A 25197-nucleotide genomic window follows, 5' to 3' on the forward strand; every position below is an offset into this window, starting at 1 on the left:
CGAGGCACTCGACGGTCACGCACCGGTCCCGAGACAGGGAGTACGCGCTTGACGCCCGCACAGCTGCTGGACAAGCAGGAGCTCATCAAGCAACTGCAGGACCTTGCGGGCCACCCGGCGCTCGGCCCGCGCGCCGCCGAACTCGACGTCCTGGCCCACGACCTGACCAACGACAAGCGCCTGGACCGCTGGTCCGAGCTGGACCTCGTGCACGCCTACGTCCGCCCGGAGAGCGTCACCGCGCGCGACAGGAGACCCTCGGCGCGGCGCGACGGGCTCCTGGAGGCCGCGCTCGGCGCCCTGGTCTTCGTCCCGCTCCTGGTGACCTGGTTCGGCCTGCGCGAGGCGGTGCACGCGTACGGGGAACTGAGCAAGGTGGACCGCAAGGAGGCCACGCGGCCGTTCCTGCAACTGTGGCAGTCGGGCTTCGGCGGTCATCTGTCGCCGCTGGGCCGGTTCGAGAACGTGGCCCTGATGGCGGTCGTCCTGATCGCCCTGCTCGTGCTCCTCTCCGTGGTGCACGCGCGCGTGCGCACCCGGGCCGAGCGCGAGGAGGACGCCCAGGAGGCGGAGCGCGAGCGGCTGCTCGCGGACCTCGCGTCCGTCCTGACCCGCCTCCAGATGCTGCTCGCCCCGCACCGCAGCGCCTCGCCGAAGCAGTTCACCTCCGAACTGACCAAGGCCGCCAAGGAGATGCGCTCGCTCGCCACCGAGGCCGACAACAACCACAAGGCGCTCGTCGCCGCCACCGGCTCCGTGACCACCGCCACGACGGCCCTCCAGCAGGCGGCGGGCCGGCTCACCGCCGAGGTGCCGAAGCTGGGCGCGGCCGCCGACCGCATCGAGACGGCGGTGCGCGAGGGCCAGCGCGCCACGGCCGAGGCGAGCAACGTGGGCGTCACCGCCACGCGGCAGCTCGGCGACCTGGTCAAGACGGTGGGCACGACCGTCGAGAGCTCGCTGCGCTCGCTCGTCACCACCCAGAAGGACCTCGTCACCAAGACGGACGCGGTGGCCCAGGCCACCGAGCAGGCGTGCGCGGCCCTGGTGACCAGCACGGGCCGCACGAACGACGCGGTGGACGGCATGCGCGACGCCACCGAGCGCTGGGACGCGGCGGCCGCGCACTGGCAGGACGCCGCGGCCCGCCTGGAGAGGGGCGTCCGGTCCCTCGCGACGACGTCCTCGCGGAACGGGTCGGAGGGACACCGCGCCGGAGCGGACCCGTACGGCGCCGCGTCCGAGGCGTACGGGGCGAGCACCGGCGCGTACGCGACCAACGCCGCGTCGTACGGGCGCAGTTCGCCGGGGTACGGCTCCGGGTCGGGCACGTACGGGACGTCGAGTCCGTATGGAACGCCCGGCCCGTACGGGGAGTCCAGCCCCTACGGGGAGCCCGGCCCGTACCGGGAGTCAGGCCCCTACGAGCCCCCGGCCCCGTCGCCCTGGCCCGGCACGAACGGCGCCCACGGCACCACGGGCGCGCACGGCGCCACCGGCACGAACGGCGCCCCGGCCGCCGCGCCGCACGCCCCCGCGCCGCCCCCGGCCGACGAGGGCCCGACGCCCCCGCCGACGCGGCGGGACCCCGCCCCCGAGCAGGACGTCCAGGACGACCCCGCCCTGAGCGGCGAGCGCCGCCACGAGGCCGCCGAGGACGACGTGCGGTCCGACCGCACCACCGCCCTGCGCCCGCCGCCGCGGCGCCCGCCCACGCCTCCCGGAGCTGACACGTGACCCCGCGCCGACGGCAGCGCGGCAGCCGGGTCGCCGGGGTCGTGCTGGCGGGCTGGCTCTTCGCCGACCTGCTCCTCGTCCTCGCCCTGGTGTCGATGGCCGACCGGCCCGACCCGCTGGCCGCGCGCCCGAAGCCGCCGGGCGGCGCGGGCGCGCACGCCAAGGAGAAGCCCGAGCCCACCGGGCCGCCGTCGGTGGCGCGCGAGCCGGAGGAGTTCGAGGTCAAGGGCACCGACAAGAAGTCGCTCGCCCGGCAGATCGGCCGCGAGACCCACCGCTGGGAGGGGCGCAGGGCCGCGCTCGTGCTGACCTTCGGCGGCGGCCCGAGCGGCACGGAGTACGCCCATCTGGTCAACTCCCAGCTGAGCAGGGGACGTCCGGCGATGTTCGGCGGCAAGACCGCCACCGACGACTTCCACGACCTGGGCGCCGAGGTGTCGACGGCCGTCGTCCGCGTGTACTTCTTCACGGCGCCCGGAGGCTGACCGGTGGCCGAGAGCTGGCGGCCCGGCGTCCGGGCCACGGGCACCGACACGCTGCCGCCGCTGCCCGCGCTCCCCGAGTTCCCCGGCATGCGCGGCTACGCCGCCCTGCGCGCCGCCCTGCGCGACCTGGGGTTCCAGCACGCCGCGGGCCTGCTGCGCGAACCCGCGCGGCGGCGCGCGGCCGACGGAGTCTTCGGCACCCTGCCGCAGGCCGAGACGGACGACGGCTTCCGCGTCCTGGACGGCCTGTGGTTCCCCGGCCGCGGCGGCCTGTGGCAGCGCGTGGACGTGCCGTACGTACGGCAGGCGCAGGACGCCTGGCGGACGTCGGCCGACCCGCGCGCCCTCACCGCGGCGGCCGTCGTGGACACCCTGGAGACCCTCGCCCGCGACGACCCGATGGGCCTGCGCCGGGTGGTCCTGTGGGAGCTGTGCTGCCTGTTGAAGGACCGCGCACCGGGGCCGGAGGGCGCCGCGACCACCGCCGACGACGTGGCCGCGCTCGGCGTGCACCGCAGCGAGGCCCGGCTGCTCGCCGCCGCCGTCGACGCGGGCTTCCCGGCCGAAGGGCCGGTGCGCCGGGCCGCCGAGGCCGTCAACGACGTCTGGCCGGGGCTGCGCCTGCGCGCCGCCGAACGCGTGGCCGACGCGCTGCCCCGCGCGCCCCGGGACCACGTCCTCGCGCGGCTGCTCGGCTCGCTGCGGGACCGCTCCGCCGCCGTGGCCCGGCTCGCCGCACGGGCCGGCGCCCTGGAGGAGCACGGCGACTGGCGCGCCGCCGCCACCGCGTGGCTCGGCGCGCTGCGGCAGGCCGAGGACGCCCCGGAGACCCGCACGGGCCTGCTGCGCGCCGCCACCGGCCTGGCCGACGCGACCGCGGTGCCCGGCCGGGCCCCCACCACGGTGGCCGTCGACGACCTCCGCGTACGCCTGACCTGGCGGCCGCCCCGGGTCAGCGCCACCGTGACGTACCAGGTACTGCGCTTCCCCGACGGCGAGCCGGAGCGGGCCACCGAACTCCCCGGCCCACCCGCGGGGTTGACCGCCGAGGACACCCGGGCTCCCCTGGGCCGGGCCCTGCGCTACGCGGTCGTGCCGCTGCGCGGCGGCCGGGTGATCGGGGTGCCGCTGGTCACCGCGCCCGTCCTGATCGCCCCGGACGTCACCGGCCTGACGGCGGTCCCCGTGCCCGAGGGCGTCCGGCTGCGCTGGCGCCCCCACCCGGCCGCGACCGCCGTCCGCGTGCGGCGCTCGGCGGACGGCGCCCCGCACACCGTCGTGCCGAGCGGGCCCGACCGCCTCCTGGACACGTCCCTGCCCGTGGGGACGTACGCGTACGAGGTGAGCTGCGGCTATCCGGGCGGCGGCCCGGACGGCGGCACCGCCTGGTCGCCGGGGGCGCGCGTCACCGTCCGGGTCGACGAGTGGCCCGCGCCGGTCACGGAGCTGACCGCCCACCGCGCCGGGGACCGGGTGCGGCTCGCCTGGAGCGCCCCGGAGCGGGGCGAGGGCGCGCTGGTGCCGTGGCCCGCGGGTCCGGTCGCGCTCGGCGCGGACGTGTCGGCGCGGTTCGCCGGACTCGGCGCCGCCCCGGCCCCGGCGCGGGAGCTGGAGGTGACGGCGCCGCCCGGGCGGCGACTGCGCCTCACCGCGGTGAGCGCGCTCGGCGGGCGCGCGGTGGCCGGACCGAGCGTCGTCGTCGAACACCCCTGCGCCATCAGCGACCTGACGGTACGTCGGCTCGGCGCGGGCCGGGCCGAGGTGTGCTTCGGCTGGCCCGAGCCCGCTGTGCTCGCGCGCGTGGCCTGGGACGACGGGGTGCGCCGCGAGGAGCGCAGCGTGGCCCGCAGCACCCATCGGGCCGCGGGCGGGAAGGTCACCCTCGCCGTGCCGGAGACGGCCTGCGCGGTGACGGTGGCGCCGCTGCCGCGTCCGGACGCCGTGGCCGTCCCGGCCGCGCCCGCCCGGGCCACCCTGCCCGCAGCGCCGCCCCCGCCCGGGCCACCCCCGCGCAGGCCGTGGTGGCACCGCTTCCTGCGGCGCGGCACGGCCACCGCTCCCTGACGGCGCGAGCGCGGGCGCGCCGCGCCTAGTCCTTGACCTCGGCCTCCGCGCCGCCGCCGAACTCCAGGAGCAGCCCCCGCTGGAGGCCGACCGTGCGGCCCGGCTCCACGTCGAGGACCGTGCCGTCCTGCTTGCGGGCCGTCCACGTGCCGCGGGTGCGGTTGGTGAGGCCGAACCGGCCGCGCTGCTGCGGATGTTCGGTGACCTCGCCGACCACGGCCCGGAAGTCGTGGCGCTCCGGGTCGCCGTCCAGGTGGTGGGCGTAGAGGCGGGCGCTCGGGTCGAGGCGGATGCCGCGCCGGGTGCGCAGCGTGGTGCCGGTGGCGGTGACCAGTTCGAGACGGGGCGGCAGCTGGAGCGGCTTGCCGCACTTCCAGCAGTCGGGCGGCGCCCCGTCGGGCTGGGTGAGGTTCTGCTTGCCGCAGCCCCGGCACTGCGTGATCGCGTCCAGGACCTGGCTGAGCGCGTCCCGCCACTGGGACTCGCGCACCCGCCGCGCCGGGCTGCGCAGCCCGTGCGTGAACGTCTGGACGAACAGGTCCCGCAGGATCCTCGGCAGGGCCGCCCAGGTGGCGATGACGGTCGGCTGCTCCCCCACCACCGGGCGGTTGCGGGTGTCCTCGGGGTCGTACACGAACACCGGGTCGGAGCCGTACAGCTTGCGCTTGGCGGACTCGCCCATGCAGTGGATGCGCAGGGCGAGGGCGCCGTTGAAGGGGTGGTCGTTCATCAGGAGCAGGAACAGGAGCACCGCGAGCGAGTGCAGGTCGGTCTGGGTGCCGGGCTGGGCGCCCTTGTCGCCGCGCACCAGCTCCGGCGCCATGAAGTCCATGGTGCCCGCGACCCCGGCGAGGGCGCCCTCCACGACCGCGTTGTCGTTGTCGCACACCAGGACGTCGCCGGTGCGCGGGTCGAAGAAGATGTTGCCCCAGTTGATGTCGCGGTAGGCGATGCCCTTGGAGTGCAGCGCGCGGTAGGCCTCCACGGTGTGCAGGGCGACCGTCACCAGGGTGCGCATCGTGGCGTCCTTGACGGACGGGTCGCGGCGGAACAGGGCGGGCAGGTCCTGGAACCGCGCCGGGCGCACGTCCATGAGGTAGCCGAAGCCGGGCTCCTTGCCGTCGGGGTCCATCACGATGGACTGCGGCCACAGGAAGCGGTCGTCGTCCCACCCCTTCTCGATGAGGCCCTCCAGGATGTGCTTCTGGCGGGCGTCGGCGAGCTGCGGGTAGTACCACTTCACGGCGCGGTCGCCGGTGGCCGTCGTGACGCGGTACACCTCGCCCTGGCCGCCGGAGCCGAAGAGCTCCGCGACCGTGACGCGCTCCCCCGACTCGGCCACCAGCTTCTTCCCGCGGGCGAGCATGCCGTTGCTCATGCCTGGGTCCCCGTTCCTTCACTCATGCGGTTCGTGTCCTCCTGTGGCGTCACTCGTGTCGCGCCGGGCGCCGAACGCCCCGACGAGGGTCGTGTCGTCGCCCGAGTACTTGGCCGCCCGCGCCAGCCAGTCCACGAGCTGGCCCTGCACCGCCGCCAGGCCCTGTTCGACGGCCCGCTCGCGCACCCCGGTGGCGAAGTCGAGGAAGCCCTGGTGGTCGGCGAAGCTCTTCGACAGGCCGTCGGTGGAGAGCAGCACGGCGGGCGGCGGCCCTCCCGTGATGGGCTGCCAGTGCGTACGGGTCTTGCGCCAGGGCTCCGGCTCGCAGAGCGAGTCGGTCTCGTCGCCCAGGTCCGGGCCGCTGGACAGCGGGGTGTGCGGCTCGCCGCCGTCGTCCACGAGGACGATGTCGCCGTCGCCCAACTGCCAGCACAGCAGCGTGTGTTCGGTGAGGACGGCGCCGAGCAGCGTGCTGCCGTACGCGGCCAGGTCCGGGGCGCCGCGGCCGCGCGCCCGCCGGTGGGCGGCGGCACGCTGGGCGGGGGCGGCGCCGCGCGCGGGCGTGTTGCTGTCGTGGAACAGCGCGCGCCGGTGCCAGCGGTGCCCGACGGCCTGCGGCAGGAGCCGGGCCTCGGCCCGCAGCTCCGGCCAGCCCGCGGCGTCCGCGCCGACCCGCACCGCCTCGTGCGCGAAGACCTCCGCGCACGCCGTGAACTCCTCCACGGCCCAGCGGGCTCCCAGGTCGCTGCGGAAGTGCGCGGCGGAGCCGTGGCCGTCGGCGACGGTGAGGACGACGGCGCGGCCGTCCGCGGTGGCCTTGGCGGCCCAGCAGTCCTGGCTGTACCTCTTGCCGACGCCCTTGACCCCGCCGGTGAGCAGCGCCCAGCGGACGTCCCCGGCGCGGTCTGTCCCCTGCTCGGCGGTCACCAGATGTCGGCTTCGCCCTCGACCTTGGTCAGCGGCGGGCCAAGGGGCGTCGCGGGCTTGGCGTCCTCGACCTTGGGCGTCGAGGCGTCCTTGACGACCGCCGTGGACATCCAGCGGATGGCGGCGGCGAGCTGGCGCGGGTTCTTGGCCTGCAGCGGCTCCAGCTCGGGGTTGGCGAGGAACTCCTTGAGCATGCTCTTGTCCGCGTCGTCGCCGATGGCCACGGCGACGCGCACGGCCCGCTTGCCCCAGGGCGTGCTGTCGATGGCGCGCAGGCCCGCCCGCCAGTCGTCGGTGGGCTGTCCGTCCGAGGCGAGCGCGAGCACCGGCGGCAGCGCGCGCTGCGGCATCGGCGGCGTCTGCAGGGCGCCCGCGGCGAGCTTGAAGGCGGCGCCCATGTCCGTGCCGCCGTACGTGTGGACGTCCTCCCAGGAGAAGTTGTTCACCGGGGTCGGCTCGCCGACGTGCCAGCTGGCGCCGCTGGCGAAGGAGATGGCGCGCACCAGCAGGGACGCGGCGGGGTTGGAGTCGGCGGCCTGCTGCATCTCCGGGATGGCCTCGCGGATGGCGAAGTTCAGCTGGCCGATCTTGCCGTTGACGCTCATGGAGCCCGAGCAGTCGAGCATCCAGATGAAGTGGACGGGGCGGCTGGCCATGGAGCCGCCCGGGAAGTTGTCGACGATCTCGGTGGTGTCACTGCTGTGGTCGGCTTGTTTCACGCTGGCCCTCTCCAGGTGGATCGGTCGGTACGTAAGGACGCCGGACGCCGGGCGCCGGTTTCGCCCCGGGGTGCCCGCGGCGGTCAGCGGGCGCGGAAGCTGTTGCGCCAGGCGGTCCACTCCCGGACGCGGTCGATGCCCTGGCGGTCGAGCATGGCGTCGGCCACGTGGGAGAGCTGCCGGTCGTCGAGGCGGACGGCGACGGGCCCGAGGACCTCGTCGAGCAGTTCGGCGGCGACGCGCTGCCAGTCGTGGCTGATGCCGCGGCGCTCGCGCGGCCGCCACAGGTAGTAGTACGCGGCGACCTCGGCGGGACGCAGCGGGAGTTCGCGCTCCAAGCGGCCCCTGCGGTCCTCGTCGAGCATGAACGCCCGGTAGGGGTCGAGGAGTTCGGGTCCGGCCGCGACCAGCTGGTCGAAGGCGGGCGGGCGGGCCAGCTGGTCGGCGTCCGCGCGGGCCAGGGCGAGGGCGACGAGCCGGAACACGCCGCGCCGCACGGTGCTGCCGAGGGGGCCCGCGTCGACGCACAGCGCCTCGAAGCGGCGCAGGCCCTGCCGCAGGGCCTTGCGGCCGTCGGCGAGGTCCTGGGCGACGACGAGGAGTTCGGCGGTGGCGCGGTCCCGGCGGGGCAGCTGCGTCTCGTGCAGCAGGTCGGCGGCGAACCCGACGAGTTCCCTGTCCACTCCGTCCGGCGCGGCGAGCAGGCCCGTCATGCGCAGGCCGTACCCGGCGGCGACGAGCAGCCGCATCGTGCAGGTGTGCGCCACCCACGCCAGTTCGGCGGGGGCGGGGCAGGAGCTGCCCCAGACCAGCCACCACATCTGCTTGAGCGTGTCCGCGTCGGTGACCCGGCGGCGCGGGAGGACCTCGGTGAGCTTCGCGAACAGCTCCATGCCGCGCAGGCCCGCGCCGCCCGCCCGCCAGCGCGATGCGGCCTCGGCAAGGCGCAGGGGCAGCGGTGCGTTCTCGTCGAGGCTGCGGCGCAGCCAGTCGCCGTACGGGGAGTCGGCGAGCTCCACGAGCAGGTCGAGGCGGCGGGTGTGCGGGGTGTCGGCGAGGCGGCGCAGGACGCGGCGGGTCAGCGGCTCGCTGCCGACGTCGTCGAGGACCCGCACGGCCGGTGCGCGCTCGGCTCCGGTGGGGTCGCGCAGCGCGCGGGCGAGCCTCTCGATGGCCTCGCCGATGCCGCGGCCGTCGTCGGCGCCGACGGCGAGGGCGATCCGCAGCGGCTCGGCCCAGGTGTCGACGGGGTCGCGCAGGGCGCGGCGCAGCGCCTTGTCGGCGTCGCCGCCGTACTCGCCGCGCAGGGCCCGCTGGGCGTCGGCGCCGAGCGGCACCTCGGCGCAGACGGCGGTGAGTTCGCCGGGCAGCTCCTCGGGGCGCGCGGCGCCGAGCCGGTGCCGGGCGAGGGCGAGCGCGAGGGGGGCCGCGGCGGCGGGGTCGTGGGCGTGCAGCTCGCGGCAGACGGCGAGCAGGCCGGCGGGGTCGGTGCCGGGGTCGGCCACGGACGCGACGAGGGTGGCGACGGCCGCCCGCAGCGCGTCGCCGTCGAGCCCGGTCAGCTCGCGCCCGGTGAGCAGCCCGGCGCGCAGCAGGCGCGGGACGAGCGGGCCCGCCGCGAAGGGGTCGCCGTCGGCGGCGCCCGCCTCGGGCAGCGGTTCCCCGGCGATCCAGAGGCGGGCCGTCCAGGTGGCCCAGGTGTCGGCGCGGGGCGGGCTGCCGGGCCCGCCGAGGCCGTCGTGGACGCGGTAGAGGTGGTCGAGGACGGTGGGGTCGCCCCGGTCGAAGTCGGCGTCGGGCCCGATGCCGACGATGTGCTGCGGGGCGCGCCCGGGGTCGGCGGCGCCGGTGGTGAACGTCAGCGACGGCACGTACGCGGCGGGCAGCGAGGCGCAGGCCAGGGCGATCCAGCGGGCGACGGCCCCGGGTCTCTCCTCGGCGACGACGAGCTGTCGTCCTGCCGGGTCGTCGAAGAGGCGCCGTACGTCGGCGAGGAAGGGGGCGACGCGGGTCTCGTGGGCGCGGGCGAAGGCGACGAGTTCGTCGTGCCCGACGGCGGCGGGCGCCGCGTCCCGCGCGGGTTCGTGCTCCGTCCGGTCCGCCCCCGCCGCCCACCAGGTGATGGGCCACTCCTCGGCGAACCGGGCGAGCGTGTCGGCTTCGGTCAGGTGGTACGCCGCCACGTCGCCCCCGGCGGCCGTGGCGCACAGCAGGCTGCCGCCGTCCGGCAGCCTGCTGTAACTGAGGCCGGTGCCGTCGCCCGAGTGGCCGCGGCCCCGGGTGTGCCCGGTGCCGATGGCCAGTTCGGCCCACTCCCGGAGCTGTCGCTGGTCCTCGCGTTCGGCCCCGTCGGCGTGCGCGGACAGAGGTGACGGGGGCGCGGACGCGGGGACAGGGATCAGTCGGACGGCTCCGGTGACCGGCTCCTCGGCGAGCCGGTAGCTGCGGCGGCGGATGGCCATGCCACATTCTGACCACGCGGGGGCGCCCCTCGCAGGCGGTCGGCCAACTTCCCGCCACCAGGGGGAAATCCGGCCGCCCGCCGGGCCCGCGGACGCCGGTCCCGCCGGGCCCCGGATGCAGGTCCCGCCGGGCCGCCGGATGCGGGTCCCGCCGGGCCGCCGCACTCTTGCGCGGCTTGGCGTTCGCGGCCATCGTGGCGGTCGTGACCTCCTTCACACTGCCTCATGACCTGGTGGGCGAAGGCCCGCACAAAGTGGTCGCCGTCCACGGCTGGCTCGCCGACCGGTCGGCGTACGCGCCGGTCCTCGCCGATCTGGACATGGGCGCCTTCGAGTACGCCGTGGTGGACCTGCGCGGCTACGGCGAGGCGCGGGACGCGCCCGGAGCGTTCACCACGGCCGAGGCCGCCGCCGACGTCGTGGCCCTCGCGGACCGCCTCGGCTGGGCGCGCTTCTCGGTGGTGGGGCACTCGATGGGCGGCGGCGTGGCGCAGCACGTCCTGGCCGACGCGCCGGACCGGGTGCGCCGGATCGTCGGGATCTCTCCGGTGCCCGCGTCGGGCGTCGCGATGCCGCCGGAGCAGCGGGAGCTGTTCGAGTCGGCCGGGCACGCGGCCGACAGCCGCCGGGCCATCATCGACTTCACCACCGGCGGCGGGCGCCCGGCCGCGTGGCTGCGCCGCATGGTGGACCGGTCCTTCGCCCGCAGCGACGCGAAGGCGTTCCGCGCCTGGCTCGACTCCTGGGCGGACAACGACTTCCAGGACCGCGTGACGGGTTCGCCGGTGCCCGCGCTCGCCGTGGTCGGCGCCCTCGACCCGGCCCTGTCGGCGGACGTCATGCGCCGGACCTGGCTGCCCGCCTTCCCCCACGCCGAACTCGTGGAGCTGCCGGGCACCGGGCACAACGCCATGGACGAGTCGCCCCTGGACCTGATCCGCGTGGTGGAGGACTTCCTCCGGGCGGACGACGGCACGGCGGAGACGGACGGCACGGCCGCGACCACGGCGGACGCGAGCGGCGCCGGGGCCGGCAGCGAGTGACCGCCGCTCCCGGGCGCCCCCGCCCCCGCGAGCCCCGCCCGGCGGCGGGCGCACCCCCGCAGGGCCCCCTGCCCGCCGGGCCCGGGCCCGGCGGCGCACCGGACGTCTTCGACCCGCGGCTGTACGCGCGAGCCGTGCCGTACGACCGCTACCGCGTGCTGCGCGACCACCACCCGGTGGCCTGGCAGGACGAGCCGTCGGTGCTCGGCTGGCCCGCGGGGCCGGGGTTCTGGGCGGTGACGCGGCACGCGGACGTGACGGCGGTGCTCAAGGACGCGGCGGTGTACTCCTCGTGTCTGGGCGCCACCCAGATCCGCGACCCGGACCCGGACGACCTGCCGTTCATCCGCCGCATGATGCTCAATCAGGATCCTTCCCCGAGCTCCCGGCCCCGCTCCGGCAGGGGGGAGTCCACCGACCACGGCAGGCTGCGCCGTCTGGTCAGCCGGGCCTTCACACCGCGCCGCGTGGCGCGCTTCGAGGCCCTGGCCAGGCGGCGGGCGCGCACGCTGCTCGCCGGGGCCGTCGCCGAGGCCCGCGCCGGGGACGGCGGCTGTGACGTGGTCGCGGCGGTCACCGACGACTACGCGGTCCTCAACCTCGCGGACCTGCTCGGCGTGCCGCCCTCCGACCGGGGCCTGCTCCTGGACTGGACGCGGCGCGTGATCGGCTACCAGGACCCGGACGAGGGGGGCGAGCCGGTCGTCGGCGCCGACGGGCGGCCGGTGAACCCGCGCTCCCCCGCGATGCTGCGCGACATGTTCGCGTACGCGGGCGAGCTCGCGGCGCACAAGCGGCGCCACCCGGGCGACGACGTGCTCACCACGCTGGCCACCACGCCCGAGGTGACCGCGCCCGAGCTGGAGATGTGCTTCTTCCTGCTGACGGTCGCGGGCAACGACACCGTGCGCGCGGCCGCGCCCGGGGGTCTGCTCGCGCTCGCCGAGCACCCGGGCGAGCAGCGCCGCCTGCGCTCGGGCGAGGCCCCGCTGGCCGGGGCGGTGGAGGAGCTGCTGCGCTGGCACCCGCCGGTGCTGAGCTTCAGGCGCACCGCCGCGCGCGACACCGAGCTGGCCGGGCGGCGGATCCGGCGCGGCGACAAGGTGGTCGTCTTCCACGCCGCCGCCCACCGCGACGAGCGCGCCTTCGCCGACCCCGACCGGCTCGACCTGACGCGGTCGCCGAACCCGCACGTGGCGTTCGGCGACGGCCCGCACGTCTGTCTGGGGGCGCACTTCGCCCGCCTGCAACTGACCGTTCTGTACGAGGAGTTGCTCGCGGCCACGACGGCCGTGGGGCTCGCCGCGCCGCCCGCCCGCCTGGTCTCGCACTTCATCAACGGCCTCAAGTCGCTGCGGCTGACCCTCACCGCCTGACGGGACGCCGTGGGCCGTCCCGGCCGGTCAGTCCTCGTCGGGCGTCAGCCGCAGCGAGATGGAGTTGATGCAGTAGCGCTGGTCCGTCGGGGTCGGGTAGCCCTCGCCCTCGAAGACGTGGCCGAGGTGGGAGCCGCAGCGGGCGCAGCGGACCTCCGTGCGGACCATCCCGTGCGAGGTGTCCGACACGAGCTCCACGGCGTCGCTGTCCTTGGGGTCGAAGAAGCTCGGCCAGCCGCAGTGGGACTCGAACTTCTCACCGGACGTGAACAGCTCCGCGCCGCAGGCCCGGCAGGAGTAGACGCCCTTGGTCTTCGTGTCCGTGTACTCGCCCCGGAAGGCGGGCTCGGTGCCCGCCTGGCGCAGGACGGCGTACTCCGCGGGAGTCAGCTCCGCACGCCACTGCTCGTCGGGCTTCTCGACGTCGTACGACATGGAACGCATCCCCTTAAGTGAAGTACGCGGTGGTCCTATCGGGCCAGGTGGTCCAGGATCCGCGGGCCGAGGTCGGTGACGTCGCCCGCTCCCATGGTGAGAACGAGGTCGCCGGGGCGCGCCATTCCCGCGATCAGCTCCGGGGCGCTCTCCTTGTCCCGGGCGGCCCGTACGTCGGCGCCCGCGGCGGTGGCGGCGTCGATGATGAGGGCGCTGGTCACGCCGGGGATCGGGTCCTCGCGCGCGGGGTAGATGTCGAGCACGACGGAGGCGTCGGCGAGCGCCAGGGCCGCGCCCATCTCGCGGCCCAGCTCCTGGGTGCGGGAGAACAGGTGCGGCTGGAAGAGGACGAGGAGGCGGGCGTCCGCCGCGGCGCCGCGCATCGCCTCCAGGTCGGCGGTCATCTCCGTCGGGTGGTGCGCGTAGCTGTCGACGACCTGGACGCCGTGCGCCTCGCCCTTGAGCTGGAGGCGGCGCTTGACGCCGGTGTAGGCGGCGAGGGCGGGGGCCAGCTCGGCGGCGGGGACGCCGAGGGCGACGCCCGCGGCGAGCGCGGCGACCGCGTTGTGCGCGTAGTGGCGGCCGGGCACGGACACGGCGAAGCGCAGCTCGGTGCCGTCGAGGAGGACGGTGACCTCGCTCTTGAGGCCCTGGGGGGTCACGTCCGTGATCCGCACGTCGGCGTCGGCGGACTCGCCGTAGGTGACGATCCGCAGGTCGGTGCCGCGCTTGGCGAGCCGCCGGGTCAGCTCGCGCGCACCCTCGTGGTCGGCGGCGACGACCAGCGTGCCACCGGGGACGATCTTGTCCGCGAAGGTCTCGAAGGACTCGTAGATCTCGTCCATGGAGGCGTAGTTGGCGTGGTGGTCCAGCTCCACGTTGAGGACGATGGCGACCTCGGGCGCGTACTTGTGGAAGCTGCGGTCGCTTTCGTCGGCCTCGGCGACGAAGATCTCGCCGGTGCCGTGGTCGGCGTTGGAGCCCGGAGCGTCGAGGTCGCCGCCGATGGCGTACGAGGGGTGCAGGCCGAGCGCGGACAGGCTCACGGCGAGCATGGACGTGGTCGTGGTCTTGCCGTGCGTGCCCGCGACGGCGAGCGGACGCAGGCCGTCCATCAGCGCGGCGAGGGCGTCCGAGCGGTGCACGACCGGGATGCCGAGCTCCGCGGCGCGGGCCAGCTCCGGGTTGTCGGCGCGGATCGCCGAGGAGACGACGACGCAGCTCGCGTCGTCCGCCAGGTGCTCCGCGGCGTGCCCGATGTGCACCGTCACGCCGAGCTCGCGCAGGGCGGCGGCGGTGGCGGAGTCCCGGGCGTCGCTGCCCGCGACCCGGGCGCCGCGCTGGGCGAGGATCTTGGCGATGCCCGACATTCCGGCGCCGCCGATGCCGATGAAGTGCGGTCGGGGCAGGGCGGAGGGGAGGCCGGGTGCCATCTTCTCTCCCGAGAGGTGTGACGGTGACATGAGCGTCTCCACCCTATCCGCCCCGCCCGGACCCCACCGGTCGCTCCCGCGCCCGCTACTTCTCGCTGTGGGAGAAGAGCTTGAGCACCGGCACCCCGACCTTGTGGCGCGCCCGGGACGCCCAGTCGCGGTGGAAGAACTCCTCCACGTAGTGGGGGTCGGTGAGCACGATGACCTCGTCCGCCCCGGCCGCGTCCACGAGCTCGCGCAGCGCGTCCAGCGGGTGGTCCTCGATGAGCTTGCCCTCGGCCGCGCTGCCCGCGGCCCGCAGGGCGGTGAGGGAGACCTGGAGGGCCTGCTCGGCGGGGCCGACGGCCGCGTCGCCCTCCGGCACGTCCCCCTCGCGCACCGCCTCGTCGAGCTCGCCGAGCGCCACGTCGTCGATCGCCCGGAGCAGGCGGTCCGCCTGGTCCCCGCGCGGCTGCAGGAGGACGTGGAAGGTGACCGGCTCCTCGCCGTGCAAGGTGGTGACGAACTCCACGTCGGCGGACGTCAGGGCCTTCTCGATCATCAATACGCTTGTGAACACGACAGGCGCCCTTCTCCTCCTTGGGCCGTGGACAAGGCCCCTGCGGAAACCATCCTGCCCCGTGCCTGGACGGGGGCTGCGCACTTTAGTGTGCCCCGCCGACGGCAAACGGAACGGTGGATTCCGCTGATTCTCAGGACCGACGGTATCGGGTGAAGAGGAACCCGGCCTCTTCCAGTACGGACGCCAGTACGAACCGCTCCGGCACCGGCGCCCCGGGCCCGCCCGCGATCCGCTGCGCCCCGCCCGCGGTGAGCATCGGGGACACCGTCAGACACAGCTCGTCGAGCACGCCCGCCGCCACGAACTGCCCGAGCAGCCGGGGCCCGCCCTCGGTGAGCAGGCGCCCGAACCCGCGTTCGGCCAGCTCCGCGACCACGCGCGCGGGCTCCGCCCCGGCCCCCTCACCGGCGAGCACGACCTCCGCCCCGGCCTTGCGCGCGGCCTCCACCCGGTCCGCGGGCGCCCCGGCGCCGGTCACCAGGAGCGTCGGCGTCAGCGGCGCGGTGAACAGCGGCAGGGTGAAGTCGAGCTCCAGGCTCGCGCTGAGCACGACGACGGCGGGCGCGGGCGTCTGCCCGGCGGCGGCGCGGCGCGCGGCGAAGGCCTCCCGCGCGCGAGCCGGCCGGTAACCCTCCTGGCGTACCGTTTCCGCACCGACCACCACGGCGTCCGCGAGGCCCCGCAGGGCGCCGAAGATCCGCATGTCGGTGGCGCCGGAGATGGGCTGGGAGCGGCCGTCGTGCTGGGCCGCGCCGTCGAGGGTGGAGACCATGTTGGCGCGCAGCCAGGGGCCCTCCCGGTCCGGATAGGCGTAGGCATCGGCCAGCTCGTCGAGGGTCCACTCGCGATCGACCACAGAGCCCGGAGTTCCGGCGGTTTCGGATGTCTGATCGGTCACAGGGAACAGGCGTCGCATGCCCGGCAGTCTTCCACGGCCCGGGCCCGGGCCTAGAGTGGATAGACGTGTCAGCCTCCACCGCCGCCTCCGGGCGGAGCCCCATACCCGAAGCGGGCCCCCTCTCCCTGTGCGCCCGCGAGCCGCACGTGCCCGCGGACCGCCTCGTCGCCGAGATGGTGCCGCCGCCGCGCTTCGACGCGGTCCGCTTCGCCACGTACATCCCGGACCCGAACCAGCCGAGCCAGACCGAGGCCGTCGGGGTCCTGAGCGCCTTCGCGGCCGGGCTCGGCGGAGCGCACGCGAGCGGCTCGGGCAAGCGCCGGTGGTTCCAGCGGGCCAAGCAGGCCGCGCCCTCCGGTCCGCGCGGGGTCTATCTGGACGGTGGCTACGGCGTCGGCAAGACCCATCTGCTCGCCTCCCTGTGGCACGCCACCCCGGCGGAGCCGTCGCTGAAGGCGTTCGGCACGTTCGTGGAGCTGACGAACCTGGTCGGGGCGCTCGGCTTCCAGCAGACGGTCAAGACCCTCAGCGGTCACCGGCTGCTGTGCATCGACGAGTTCGAGCTGGACGACCCGGGAGACACGGTCCTGGTGTCCACGCTGCTCGGCAAGCTCGTCGAGGCGGGCGTCGCGCTCGCCGCGACCTCCAACACGCTGCCGGGCAAGCTCGGCGAGGGCCGGTTCGCCGCCGCCGACTTCCTGCGCGAGATCCAGGGCCTGTCGGCGCACTTCAAGGCGCTGCGCATCGACGGCGAGGACTACCGCCACCGCGGCCTGCCCGAGGCCCCGGCACCGTACTCGGACGAGGAGGTCACCAAGGCCGCGTACGCGACCGGGGGCGCGAGCCTGGACGACTTCCCGCACCTGCTCGACCATCTGGCGCGCGTCCACCCGAGCCGCTACGGCGCCCTCACCGACGGCCTCACGGCGGTCTGCCTCACCGACGTCACGCCGGTGCCCGACCAGTCGACGGCGCTGCGCCTGGTGGTGCTCGCCGACCGGCTCTACGACCGCGAGGTGCCGGTGCTCGCCTCCGGCGTCCCCTTCGACCGGCTGTTCGGCGAGGACATGCTCAACGGCGGCTACCGAAAGAAGTACTTCCGGGCGATTTCGCGGCTGACGGCGCTGGCGCGCGACGCCAAGGGGCTCGTGAACGCCTGAGACGCGTGGTACACACAATCGGGTCATGTCCTGTCCGCCAGCAGGAGGTTGCCCCATGTCCGCAGCACGACCCAGCGCGACCAGACGTCAAGTGCTCGCTCGCACCGGTGCCTTGGGGGCGTCCATCGCCTTCAGCGGCGCCCTCTCCGAGCTGTTCGCGGGCACGGCCACCGCGGCCGCCCAGGGCCGGGCGGGCTACGGCCCGCTCGTGCCCGACCCGGCCGGACTCCTCGACCTGCCCGAGGGCTTCCGCTACCGGGTCCTGTCCCGCGAGGGCGACCCGCTGCGCTCCGGCGAGGGCAGGGTGCCGAGCAACCACGACGGCATGGCCGCCTTCCGCGGCCGGCGCGGCGGCGTCCACCTGGTGCGCAACCACGAGAACCGCGTCGGCGCGAAGATCGGCGTCCCGGTCGTCAAGGGCCTGACCTACGACCCGGCCGCCAAGGGCGGCTGTACGGCGCTCGCCCTCGACCGCGAGGGCGACGTGCTCGGCGAGCGCGTCGCCATCGCGGGCACCGCCGTCAACTGCGCGGGCGGCCCGACCCCCTGGGGCACCTGGCTGACCTGCGAGGAGACCGAGGACAAGGCCGGGACCAACGGCTACACCAAGGACCACGGCTTCATCTTCGAGGTCGACCCCGTCGACCCGCGCCGCACCGGGGCCGTCCCGCTGACGGCCATGGGCCGCTTCCAGCACGAGGCGATCGCGGTCGATCCGTGGCGCGGTGTGGTGTACGAGACGGAGGACGCCTTCCAGAAGCCGTTCGGCCTGTTCTACCGCTTCCTGCCGGACCGGCCCGAGGGCGGCAGGGGCTCGCTGCGCGCGGGCGGCCGCCTCCAGGCGATGCGCGTGCCGGGCCTGCCCGACCTGTCGGCGGTCCAGGAGACCGGCGCGTCCTTCCGCGGGGTCGAGTGGGTCGACGTACCGGACCCGCTCGCGGTCTCCACGCCCATCCGCGACCAGGACTTCGGCCCGAAGGGCATCACGCACGCCCAGAAGCTGGAGGGCTGCTACTGGGGCGGCCGCTGCGTCTACTTCGTCTCCAGCTACGCGCGCAGAACGGAGGGCTCGGCGGGTGACCACTACGGCCAGGTCTGGCGCTACGACCCGGCACGCCGTTGCCTCACCCTCGTGATCGTCTTCGGCCCGGACACGGACGTCCAGCTCCCCGGCGAGTCCCCCGACAACATCTGCCTGACCCCCAGCGGCGGCCTCATGGTCTGCGAGGACGGCAGCGGGATCCAGCACGTGTACGGCGTGACGCGCGGCGGCCGGGTGTACGCGATGGCCCGCAACGCCAAGAACATCGGCACGCCCCAGGCCCCCGAGTTCGGCGAGTTCGCGGGCGTCACCTTCTCCCCCGACCACCGCACGATGTACGTGAACTGCTACAAGCCCGGGACGACGTTCGCGGTGACGGGCCCCTGGCACGAGTAGCTCCGATCCGCACGACTAGCGCCGCCTCCTCCCCCGGCGCAGGATCGGGGGAGGAAGCGGAAGGGGTGCGTGGTGGCGAAGTCCAGGAAGCCGACGAAGCCGAAGAAACCGGCGAAGGCCGACGGGCCCGGTCGGCCGGGGGCCGCGCCCCGGCTCTCGGACCTGCTGCGGATCCCCGAGGGCGACCGGGTCGACCTCTCCTCGTACGACGCGCGGGCCACGCCTGGAGGGCCCTCGGGCAAGGCCGACGGGCTCCTGGCGACCGCCCGTCTGGGTGAACGGCTCGCGGACCTCCAGGAGCGCCTGTACGCGGCCAGCACGCAAGGCGACCGGCGCCGCCTCCTGCTGGTCCTCCAGGGGATGGACACCAGCGGCAAGGGCGGCACCGTCAAGCACGTCATCGGCCTGTTCAACCCGTCCGGCTGCCGCATCAAGGCCTTCAAGGCGCCGACGCCCGAGGAGCTGAACCACCCGTTCCTGTGGCGGATCGCCAAGGCCCTTCCGCTCCCCGGCGAGATCGGCATCTTCGACCGCTCGCACTACGAGGACGTCCTCATCGCCCGCGTCCGCGAGCTGGTGCCGCGCAGCCGCCTCGGCCGCCGCTACGGGCAGATCAACCGCTTCGAGCAGTCCCTCGCCGACGACGGCGTGACGGTCGTCAAGTGCTTCCTGCACCTCTCCTACGAGGAGCAGCGCGGCCGCCTCCTGGAGCGGCTCGACAACCCCGAGAAGCACTGGAAGTTCAACCCCGGTGACATCGCCGAGCGCGCCCTGTGGCCCGCGTACCAGGAGGCGTACGAGCTGGCCCTGGAGCGCTGCTCGACGCCGTCGGCCCCCTGGTACCTGATCCCCGCCGACCGCAAGTGGTACCGCAACTGGGCGATCAGCACGCTCCTCCTGGAGCACCTGGAGGCGCTCGACCCGCGGTACCCGAAGGCGGACTTCGACGTGGCGGAGTGCCGCGGACAGCTGCTGGCCCGGGGCTGACCGGGCGCGGGCCCTAGGCGGGGGCGAGCCGCCACAGCGAGGTGACCTCGGCGGCGCGGGCCGTGTGCAGCGGGTCGCCCGGGTCCGAGGCGCGCGGGTGCCGGGGCCTGGCGTCGTGCCGGCCGACGACGCGGAGCCCGGCCGCGGCGAAGGCGTCGAGGAGCTCCTGGCGGTCGCGCAGGCCGAGGTGTTCGGCCAGGTCGGAGATGATCAGCCAGCCCTCGCCCGCGGGCTCCAGGTGTGCGGCGAGCCCGGCGAGGAACGCCTTCAGCATGGCGCTGTCCGGGTCGTACACGCCCTGCTCCACGGCGGAGGTGGGGCGGGCGGGGAGCCAGGGCGGATTGCACACGACGAGCGCGGCGCGCTCCTGCGGGTACAGCGCGCCGCCGTCGACGACCTCGACGCGGTCGGCGAGGCCGAGCCGCTCCACGTTGTCGCGGGCGCAGGCGAGGGCGCGGGGGCTGCTGTCGGTGGCGACCACCCGGCCGACGCCGCGGCGGGCGAGGACGGCGGCCAGCACGCCGGTGCCGGTGCCGAGGTCGAAGGCGGTGCCGTCCTTGAGGAGGGCGGGCGCGGGCAGCGGGGCCGCGGCCACCAGGTCGACGTACTCGCCGCGGATCGGGGAGAACACTCCGTAGTGGGGGTGGATGCGGCCGCCGACGGCCGGGATCTCCACGCCCTTCTTGCGCCACTCGTGGGCGCCGATCACCCCGAGCAGCTCGCGCAGCGAGACGACCGTGCGCCCCTGGGGCGGTCCGTACGCCTCCGTGCAGGCCTGGCGCACGTCGGGGGCGCGGCGCAGGTCGAGCGCGTGGTCCTCCTCCAGGACGACGAGGAGCATGCCGAGCACGCGGGCGCGGTGGCCCCGGGACTGGCGGTGCCGGTGGAACGTCTCCGCGGGGGTCGACCCCTGCTTCGGGGCGAGGCGGTCCAGGCGCCGCCCCAGCGCCTTCAGGAGCTGGCGGGCGCCCTGGTAGTCGCCGCGCCACAGCAGCGCGGTGCCCTCGCAGACCAGGCGGTAGGCCTTGTCGGCCTTCATCCGGTCGTCCGCGACGGTCACCCTCTTGGGGGCGGCCGCGCCGCTCTCGGAGTGCCAGCGGGCGCCGCGGGCGGTCCCGGGCTCGGGCCCGGCGGGCTCGGTCCAGCTGATGTCGGGCGTCTCGGACATCGGTGCCTCGTCAACTCCTCGGGGTCCCCTGGGCGCCGATGGACGCCCTCAGGACGATGCCACACCGTGTCCACCAGGCCAAACGGGCCCCGCGACGCCACCTCGCACTTACCCGATTTGCCGCTTGTATGCCGATACCGTCCTCGTGTGATCACTCGTACCCGGAAGTGGACCGCCCTCCTCACCCTCGCCGCGGCCGCCCTCACGGCCTGCGGCACCGCCCCCGGCACCCCCGCCTCCGCGCCCCGGCCCGAGCGGCCCGCCGCCCCCGCCCACCGCGCGGCCCCGCCCACCCTCGCCCCGGGCCCGCAGGGCCTGACGCCGGTGTTCAGCAGGGCGCCCGGCGAGCGGGCGCGGCCCGCCGTGGCCCTCACCTTCGACGCCGACATGACCGCCGACCAGGGGCCCCGCGCCACCGGGGGCGAGCGGTTCGACAACCCCGCGCTCGTCGCGACGCTGCGCCGCCTGAAGGTCCCCGCGACGTTCTTCATGACGGGCCGCTGGGCCGAGGAGTACCCGGCGCAGGCCCGGTCCATCGGCCGGGACCCGCTCTTCGAGGTGGCCAACCACTCCTACAGCCACTACGCCTTCACGGCTGACTGCTACGGCCTGCCCACGCTGCCCCGCGGCCGCGCGCGCGCCGACGTGGAGCGCGCGTTCGCCGCCTTCCGGCGGGCGGGCGTCACCCGGACCGTGCCGTACTTCCGCTTCCCCGGCGGCTGCTACGACCGCGCGGCGCTGCGCGCCCTGGCCCCGGCCGGGGTCACGGCGGTGCAGTGGGACGTGGTGAGCGGCGACGCCTTCGCGACGGACCCGGACGCGGTGGCGCGCCAGGTCCTGCGGGAGGTGCGCCCCGGTTCGGTCGTGGTCCTGCACTGCACGCGCAGCGCGGCCCCGGCCACGGAGCGCGCGCTGCACCGCATCGTCCCCGAGCTCCGCGCGCGCGGCTTCCGCCTGGTCCGCGTGTCGGAGCAGATCGGGGCCGCCCGCGCCCGCAACCAGGGCGGCTGAGCGGCCCGGCTCACTCCCGGCGCGCACAGGCCCCGCAGGCGAGGGCCACCGCCGCCGCGGCTGTCGCGAGGGCCGCGGCGAGCGCCCCCGCCGGCAGCGGCACCGTGCCGTCGCGCGAACCGCGCGTGAGGTCGGTGAGGACCGCCTTGGCGGGCGATCCCGTGGTCACCAGGGCCAGGAGCGCGCCCAGCAGGAGCGCGGGCACCGCCCGCCCCGGCGAGCGCAGCAGCGGCCTGCTGGTGAGGGCGCCGACGGCCGTGCCGAGCAGCGCGCTGACCAGCATCGCAAGCAGCCCCGCCGCGGCGGCGGGCCCGCGCGCCACGGCCGTGTGGTGGTCGGTGCTCGCCGCGTCGCTGATGACGGCGACGGCCGCGGCGGCGGCCGCCCCGAGGACGCTCGCCGCCAGGAAGGCGGTGAGCAGCGCGGCGAGGTGCGCACGGCCGGGCCCCGCGGCGGCGGCCGTGCAACCGCGCGCGGCGGGCGGTTCGTTGGTGACGCAGATCCGCACCAGCCAGGCCGTCACGGGCAGCAGGGCCGCCGCCGCGTACGCGAGCGAGTCGAGCACGGGCTGCCCGCCCCGGACGCCGACGGCGAGGAACACCGCGTAGAGGACGACCGGCGCGAGCCAGCGCTGGGAGCGAAGGAGCAGGGCCGTCTGGTACCGCAGCAGGGCCGCCGTCATCGCCGCTCCTCCGCCGCCCGTACGCCGATGACGTGCCAGGGCGGGCTCGCCGTGAGCAAGGTGCGCAGGACCAGGTCCGACTGCGGCCGGGCGACGACCAGGCGCCGGACGTCCGGCTCCGGGCCCGCCGCGGCCGTCCCCGGGAGGCCGGGCGGCAGCGGTGCGCCGCGCGGGCCGCGGACCTCGATGACCACGGCGGGGCCCGCGGCCGCCGGGTCCGGCGCGGGCTGCGCCGCGCGGCGGCGCACGCCCGTGCCGGTCGTCTCGTACGTCTCGTCGGGCAGCCCCGCGAGCCGTCGTGGGTCGTGGTCGACGAAGACGGCGGCGCCGCCGGCGGCCGTGTGCTCGGCGACGGCGCGGTCGAGGACGTCGCGGGCGGCGGCGTCCAGACCCGTCCACGCCTCGTCGAGGACGAGCAGGCCGGGCTCCGCGAGCAGGGCCTGGGCGACGGCGACCTTCTGGCTGCTGCCCTTGGACAGTTCGGGCAGGGGGGTGTCCGCGTGGCCCGCGGCGTCGAAGCGCTCCAGCCACGCGCGGGCGCGCCGGGCCGCCTCGGTGCCGCTCAGGCCGTGCACGCGGCCCATGTGCGTGAGGTAGCCCGCCGCGGTGAACGGCAGGGCGGCCGGGAAGCGTTCGGGGACGTAGGCGGTGCGGGGGCGGCCGTGGACGCGGCCCTCGGTCGGCGCGTCGACGCGGGCGAGGAGCCGCAGGAGCGTGGACTTGCCGGTGCCGTTCGCGCCCTGGACGCGGGTCAGGGCCCCGGCGCGCACGCCGAGGCTCACGCCGCGCAGCACCCAGGGGCCGCGCAGGCCGTAGCGGCGGCCCGCGCCGTCCAGTCGTACCGCGAAGTCCGTGGACCGGCTGCCGCTGCCCCCCGTGCGTCCCATGCGCCCCATCCTCGCGCACCGGCCCCGGGCGCTGTCGGGCGTCCCTGGCAGACTGGTTCGGTGAGTGCTTACGAACCCCAGGCCGACAGTCCCTTCCGTGCCGAGCCCGGCGAGCGCGACCTGGCGCCGCAGTTCGTGCTGCCCCTGGTGGCGCGCATCGAGCGGGCGGCTCCCCCGGCGCGTACGGACGCCCTGGAGACGGCGGCGCGCGCGGTCCTGACGATCCTCAGCGACGAGCGCTCCCTCGGCGATGGCGCGTGGGCCGAGGCGATGCGGGACTGGCAGGACGCCCGGATCCGCAAGGTGGTGCGCAGGGCGCGGGGCGCGGAGTGGCGCCGCGCGGAGGCCCTGGACGGCATCACGGTCGCGGGCAAGGCGGCGGAGGTCCGCGTCTATCCGCCGGTCCCGCTGGACGGCTGGCCCAAGGACCTGGCCCGCCTCCAGGTGTCGGGCACGGACCTGGACGACCCGGAGCCGCCCCTGGACCCGGAGCCGGGCACGCCGGTGCTCTGGCTCAGCCCCGAGGTGACGATGTCGGCGGGCAAGGCCATGGCGCAGGCGGGCCACGGCGCGCAGCTCGCCTGGTGGGACCTGACGGCGGCGGACCGGGCGGCGTGGCGGGACGCCGGTTTCCCCCTGGCGGTGCGGACCGCGCCGCCGTCCCGCTGGCGGGAGTTGACCACGAGCGGCCTTCCGGTGGTGCGGGACGCGGGCTACACGGAGATCGCCCCCGGCTCCTGCACGGTGGTCGCCGACCACCCCGCGCTGCGCGGCGCCTGACCGGCACCACCCCGCTCTGGCGCAGCGCCTGACCGGCACGCGGACCCCGCCGGGCTACCCCGTGCCGTCCTCGCCCTCGTACGCCGACAGGGCCGCCTGCCGCTTCTCGACGAGGACGCGCATCATGTCGTCGTCCAGGCGGTCGTGCGCGAGGGCGATGGCCGCCTCGTCCTGCACGGCCGCCCAGGCCTTGCGGGCCCGCTTGTTGGCGACGCACCGGGTGTCGCTGCGCAGGAAGCCCGCCCCGGCGGCGAGGCCCGCCGAGAGCAGCGCGAGGAAGGCCGCGGGCACGCGCGCGTCCGCGGTGGCGAGGCCCGCCGCGCCGGAGACCCCGGCGAGCAGGGCCGCGGGGAAGCCGAGGACCACGTCGACCACGGCCCACCACAGCGCTCTGCGGTCCGCGCGCCGCACCCGCAGGGTTGCCTCGTCGCGCAGCCGCACGGCCTCGACGCGCAACGGGCAGTCGGGCCCCGCCGGGCCCCTGGCACGGAGGACGGCGCGCGGTTCGCCGGGCGTTTCGGCCATGCGTCAGATTCCAGCCGAACGGCCCGTACCCGGACGAGCGCGACCGGTTACGAAAAGACCCCGACGGCGCTTGTCGAGTTCCCACAGGCTCCGGGGCCCGCACCGGCGACACCCCTGCGCGGCGCGTGACTCCGGTCACAGCCGGGCCCGGTGGTGAACACCCCGCCCACCCCTCCCGTACCTTCCCGTACCACCAAGTGGCTTGGTCAGCAGTTCCGTTGCGGCCCGGGAGGCACCTTGCGGCGCACCATGCCCATCAGGCACATCAACGGCACGGCCCTGATCATCGCGGCCCTCGTCGTCACCGTGGGGGCGCTCGCGTTCCCCGTGTGGTCCTACGCCGACCGCTCCGGCACGGGCGAGGCGAACCTCAACGCCGGGAGCGTGTCGACGCGTTGGGGCCCGCTGTCGGCCACCGACCGGGACTTCCTCGTGCGGGTGCGGCTCGCCGGGCTGTGGGAGATACCGGCCGGACAGCAGGCCGTGGAGCGCGCGCCCACCAAGGCCGTCAAGGAGGCCGGTGACCATCTGATCGTCGGGCACACCGACCTCGACCAGCGGGTGCGCGGCGTCGCCGCACAGCTGAACGTGGAGCTGCCCAACCAGCCGAACGAGCAACAGCAGGGCTGGCTCAAGGAGTTGACCGCGGCGAGCGGCGAGACGTACCAGCGCAAGTTCGCGAACCTGCTGCGCGTCGCGCACGGCAAGGTGTTCGCCCTGATCGCCCAGGTGCGGGACGGCACCCGCAACTCGCTGGTGCGCCAGCTCGCCTCGGACGCCAACCAGACCGTCCTGGACCACATCACCATGCTGGAGGGCACCGGTCTCGTCGACTTCGACGCCATCGCGGACGGCAACGCCGCGACCGCCACCGCGAGCCCCACCGGTCCCCCGGCACCCGACGGCCCGCCCCCCGCGCCCGCCCCCGCCGGTCCGAGCGGCGACGTCTCCGGCACCTCACGGCCCTCGCCCGGCGCTCCGGGCACCGTCAACACCGGCCGGCCCGAACCTCAAATGTAGCTCTGAACCCGCTGATCAGA

Annotated in this window: 23 protein-coding genes; 11 read left to right on the top strand and 12 right to left on the bottom strand. The window is 75.8% G+C overall.

Annotation, left to right across the window (positions count from 1 at the left end):
• Positions 1-48 precede the first annotated feature (48 nt).
• The 3 genes from AC5WAM_RS10600 to AC5WAM_RS10610 are packed head-to-tail and all read left to right on the top strand — an operon-like array spanning position 49 to position 4286.
• On the top strand, positions 49-1737 hold the full coding sequence (locus tag AC5WAM_RS10600; protein WP_495522439.1) for a hypothetical protein: 1689 nt from the start codon (positions 49-51) through the stop codon (positions 1735-1737).
• A complete protein-coding gene (locus AC5WAM_RS10605; protein WP_495522440.1) occupies positions 1734-2222 on the top strand; it encodes a hypothetical protein in 489 nt (162 codons plus the stop codon). Before AC5WAM_RS10600 ends, AC5WAM_RS10605 begins: the two co-directional genes overlap by 4 nt.
• Before the next feature lie 3 nt (positions 2223-2225).
• The gene (locus tag AC5WAM_RS10610; protein WP_495522441.1) at positions 2226-4286 is read left to right on the top strand and encodes a hypothetical protein; all 2061 of its coding nucleotides are present in this window, start codon (positions 2226-2228) and stop codon (positions 4284-4286) included.
• Positions 4287-4311: 25 nt separating this feature from the next.
• Here the strand turns inward: AC5WAM_RS10610 and AC5WAM_RS10615 are convergent, their stop codons facing one another.
• The 4 genes from AC5WAM_RS10615 to AC5WAM_RS10630 form a co-directional block, all read right to left on the bottom strand.
• Positions 4312-5664, bottom strand: a complete 1353-nt coding sequence (locus AC5WAM_RS10615; protein ID WP_366795414.1) for a protein kinase domain-containing protein — start codon at positions 5662-5664, stop codon at positions 4312-4314.
• An 18-nt stretch (positions 5665-5682) separates the two neighbouring features.
• Positions 5683-6591 (bottom strand): protein phosphatase 2C domain-containing protein, encoded by a 909-nt coding sequence (locus AC5WAM_RS10620; protein WP_495522442.1) that lies wholly within the window; start codon positions 6589-6591, stop codon positions 5683-5685.
• Positions 6588-7247 carry a vWA domain-containing protein gene (locus AC5WAM_RS10625; RefSeq protein WP_138967199.1) on the bottom strand — a complete coding sequence of 220 codons (660 nt, stop codon included), beginning with the start codon at positions 7245-7247 and terminating at the stop codon, positions 6588-6590. Before AC5WAM_RS10625 ends, AC5WAM_RS10620 begins: the two co-directional genes overlap by 4 nt.
• Positions 7248-7393: 146 nt before the next feature.
• Positions 7394-9772 carry a GTPase-associated protein 1-related protein gene (locus tag AC5WAM_RS10630; RefSeq protein ID WP_366795416.1) on the bottom strand — a complete coding sequence of 793 codons (2379 nt, stop codon included), beginning with the start codon at positions 9770-9772 and terminating at the stop codon, positions 7394-7396.
• A gap of 203 nt (positions 9773-9975) precedes the next feature.
• Between AC5WAM_RS10630 and AC5WAM_RS10635 the strand changes: the two genes are divergently transcribed.
• The gene (locus tag AC5WAM_RS10635) at positions 9976-10815 is read left to right on the top strand and encodes an alpha/beta fold hydrolase (protein ID WP_495522443.1); all 840 of its coding nucleotides are present in this window, start codon (positions 9976-9978) and stop codon (positions 10813-10815) included.
• Between the two features lie 68 nt (positions 10816-10883).
• Positions 10884-12191 carry a cytochrome P450 gene (locus AC5WAM_RS10640; protein ID WP_495523554.1) on the top strand — a complete coding sequence of 436 codons (1308 nt, stop codon included), beginning with the start codon at positions 10884-10886 and terminating at the stop codon, positions 12189-12191.
• Between the two features lie 27 nt (positions 12192-12218).
• Here the strand turns inward: AC5WAM_RS10640 and msrB are convergent, their stop codons facing one another.
• From msrB to AC5WAM_RS10660, 4 genes are all read right to left on the bottom strand, one after another.
• A complete protein-coding gene (msrB, locus tag AC5WAM_RS10645) occupies positions 12219-12626 on the bottom strand; it encodes a peptide-methionine (R)-S-oxide reductase MsrB (RefSeq protein ID WP_366795865.1) in 408 nt (135 codons plus the stop codon).
• A 35-nt stretch (positions 12627-12661) separates the two neighbouring features.
• The gene (gene murC / locus AC5WAM_RS10650) at positions 12662-14059 is read right to left on the bottom strand and encodes a UDP-N-acetylmuramate--L-alanine ligase (protein ID WP_495522444.1); all 1398 of its coding nucleotides are present in this window, start codon (positions 14057-14059) and stop codon (positions 12662-12664) included.
• 85 nt (positions 14060-14144) lie between these two features.
• Positions 14145-14618: an indole-3-glycerol phosphate synthase gene (locus tag AC5WAM_RS10655; protein WP_138962344.1), complete on the bottom strand. Its 474-nt coding sequence runs from the start codon at positions 14616-14618 to the stop codon at positions 14145-14147.
• Positions 14619-14751: 133 nt separating this feature from the next.
• Positions 14752-15537 (bottom strand): pyrimidine reductase family protein, encoded by a 786-nt coding sequence (locus AC5WAM_RS10660; protein ID WP_495522445.1) that lies wholly within the window; start codon positions 15535-15537, stop codon positions 14752-14754.
• Between the two features lie 47 nt (positions 15538-15584).
• Between AC5WAM_RS10660 and zapE the strand changes: the two genes are divergently transcribed.
• From zapE to AC5WAM_RS10675, 3 genes are all read left to right on the top strand, one after another.
• A complete protein-coding gene (gene zapE / locus AC5WAM_RS10665; protein WP_495522446.1) occupies positions 15585-16679 on the top strand; it encodes a cell division protein ZapE in 1095 nt (364 codons plus the stop codon).
• 55 nt (positions 16680-16734) lie between these two features.
• A complete protein-coding gene (locus AC5WAM_RS10670) occupies positions 16735-18117 on the top strand; it encodes an alkaline phosphatase PhoX (protein WP_366795848.1) in 1383 nt (460 codons plus the stop codon).
• Between the two features lie 72 nt (positions 18118-18189).
• Positions 18190-19104 (top strand): polyphosphate kinase 2 family protein, encoded by a 915-nt coding sequence (locus AC5WAM_RS10675; protein WP_495522447.1) that lies wholly within the window; start codon positions 18190-18192, stop codon positions 19102-19104.
• Between the two features lie 13 nt (positions 19105-19117).
• Here the strand turns inward: AC5WAM_RS10675 and AC5WAM_RS10680 are convergent, their stop codons facing one another.
• Positions 19118-20272: a methyltransferase gene (locus AC5WAM_RS10680; protein ID WP_495522448.1), complete on the bottom strand. Its 1155-nt coding sequence runs from the start codon at positions 20270-20272 to the stop codon at positions 19118-19120.
• A gap of 147 nt (positions 20273-20419) precedes the next feature.
• On the opposite strand from AC5WAM_RS10680, the gene AC5WAM_RS10685 reads away from it, so the two are divergent.
• A complete protein-coding gene (locus AC5WAM_RS10685; protein ID WP_495522449.1) occupies positions 20420-21283 on the top strand; it encodes a polysaccharide deacetylase family protein in 864 nt (287 codons plus the stop codon).
• A 10-nt stretch (positions 21284-21293) separates the two neighbouring features.
• On the opposite strand, the gene AC5WAM_RS10690 is transcribed toward AC5WAM_RS10685, so the two are convergent.
• Together AC5WAM_RS10690 and AC5WAM_RS10695 are read right to left on the bottom strand one after the other, a co-directional pair.
• Complete coding sequence (locus tag AC5WAM_RS10690) at positions 21294-21965, bottom strand: ABC transporter (RefSeq protein WP_495522450.1); 672 nt, start codon at positions 21963-21965, stop codon at positions 21294-21296.
• A complete protein-coding gene (locus tag AC5WAM_RS10695) occupies positions 21962-22852 on the bottom strand; it encodes an ABC transporter ATP-binding protein (protein ID WP_495522451.1) in 891 nt (296 codons plus the stop codon). Before AC5WAM_RS10695 ends, AC5WAM_RS10690 begins: the two co-directional genes overlap by 4 nt.
• A gap of 60 nt (positions 22853-22912) precedes the next feature.
• On the opposite strand from AC5WAM_RS10695, the gene AC5WAM_RS10700 reads away from it, so the two are divergent.
• A complete protein-coding gene (locus AC5WAM_RS10700) occupies positions 22913-23632 on the top strand; it encodes a peptidyl-tRNA hydrolase (RefSeq protein ID WP_366795853.1) in 720 nt (239 codons plus the stop codon).
• A gap of 54 nt (positions 23633-23686) precedes the next feature.
• Here the strand turns inward: AC5WAM_RS10700 and AC5WAM_RS10705 are convergent, their stop codons facing one another.
• On the bottom strand, positions 23687-24157 hold the full coding sequence (locus tag AC5WAM_RS10705) for a hypothetical protein (RefSeq protein WP_495522452.1): 471 nt from the start codon (positions 24155-24157) through the stop codon (positions 23687-23689).
• A gap of 255 nt (positions 24158-24412) precedes the next feature.
• Here AC5WAM_RS10705 and AC5WAM_RS10710 point away from each other — a divergent pair, with 255 nt between their 5' ends.
• A complete protein-coding gene (locus AC5WAM_RS10710; protein WP_495523555.1) occupies positions 24413-25177 on the top strand; it encodes a DUF4142 domain-containing protein in 765 nt (254 codons plus the stop codon).
• Positions 25178-25197: the final 20 nt, after the last annotated feature.

The organism is Streptomyces sp. JLYT201 (genome assembly GCF_059448825.1).

Bases quoted from the DNA above. Each gene is read 5' to 3' on its own strand.
- AC5WAM_RS10615 (WP_366795414.1), bottom strand. From the start codon at position 5,664: ATGAGCAACGGCATGCTCGCCCGCGGGAAGAAGCTGGTGGCCGAGTCG.
- AC5WAM_RS10625 (WP_138967199.1), bottom strand. From the start codon at position 7,247: ATGGCCAGCCGCCCCGTCCACTTCATCTGGATGCTCGACTGCTCGGGC.
- AC5WAM_RS10630 (WP_366795416.1), bottom strand. From the start codon at position 9,772: ATGGCCATCCGCCGCCGCAGCTACCGGCTCGCCGAGGAGCCGGTCACC.
- msrB (WP_366795865.1), bottom strand. From the start codon at position 12,626: ATGTCGTACGACGTCGAGAAGCCCGACGAGCAGTGGCGTGCGGAGCTG.
- murC (WP_495522444.1), bottom strand. From the start codon at position 14,059: ATGGCACCCGGCCTCCCCTCCGCCCTGCCCCGACCGCACTTCATCGGC.
- AC5WAM_RS10660 (WP_495522445.1), bottom strand. From the start codon at position 15,537: ATGCGACGCCTGTTCCCTGTGACCGATCAGACATCCGAAACCGCCGGA.
- AC5WAM_RS10670 (WP_366795848.1), top strand. From the start codon at position 16,735: ATGTCCGCAGCACGACCCAGCGCGACCAGACGTCAAGTGCTCGCTCGC.
- AC5WAM_RS10680 (WP_495522448.1), bottom strand. From the start codon at position 20,272: ATGTCCGAGACGCCCGACATCAGCTGGACCGAGCCCGCCGGGCCCGAG.
- AC5WAM_RS10690 (WP_495522450.1), bottom strand. From the start codon at position 21,965: ATGACGGCGGCCCTGCTGCGGTACCAGACGGCCCTGCTCCTTCGCTCC.
- AC5WAM_RS10695 (WP_495522451.1), bottom strand. From the start codon at position 22,852: ATGGGACGCACGGGGGGCAGCGGCAGCCGGTCCACGGACTTCGCGGTA.
- AC5WAM_RS10705 (WP_495522452.1), bottom strand. From the start codon at position 24,157: ATGGCCGAAACGCCCGGCGAACCGCGCGCCGTCCTCCGTGCCAGGGGC.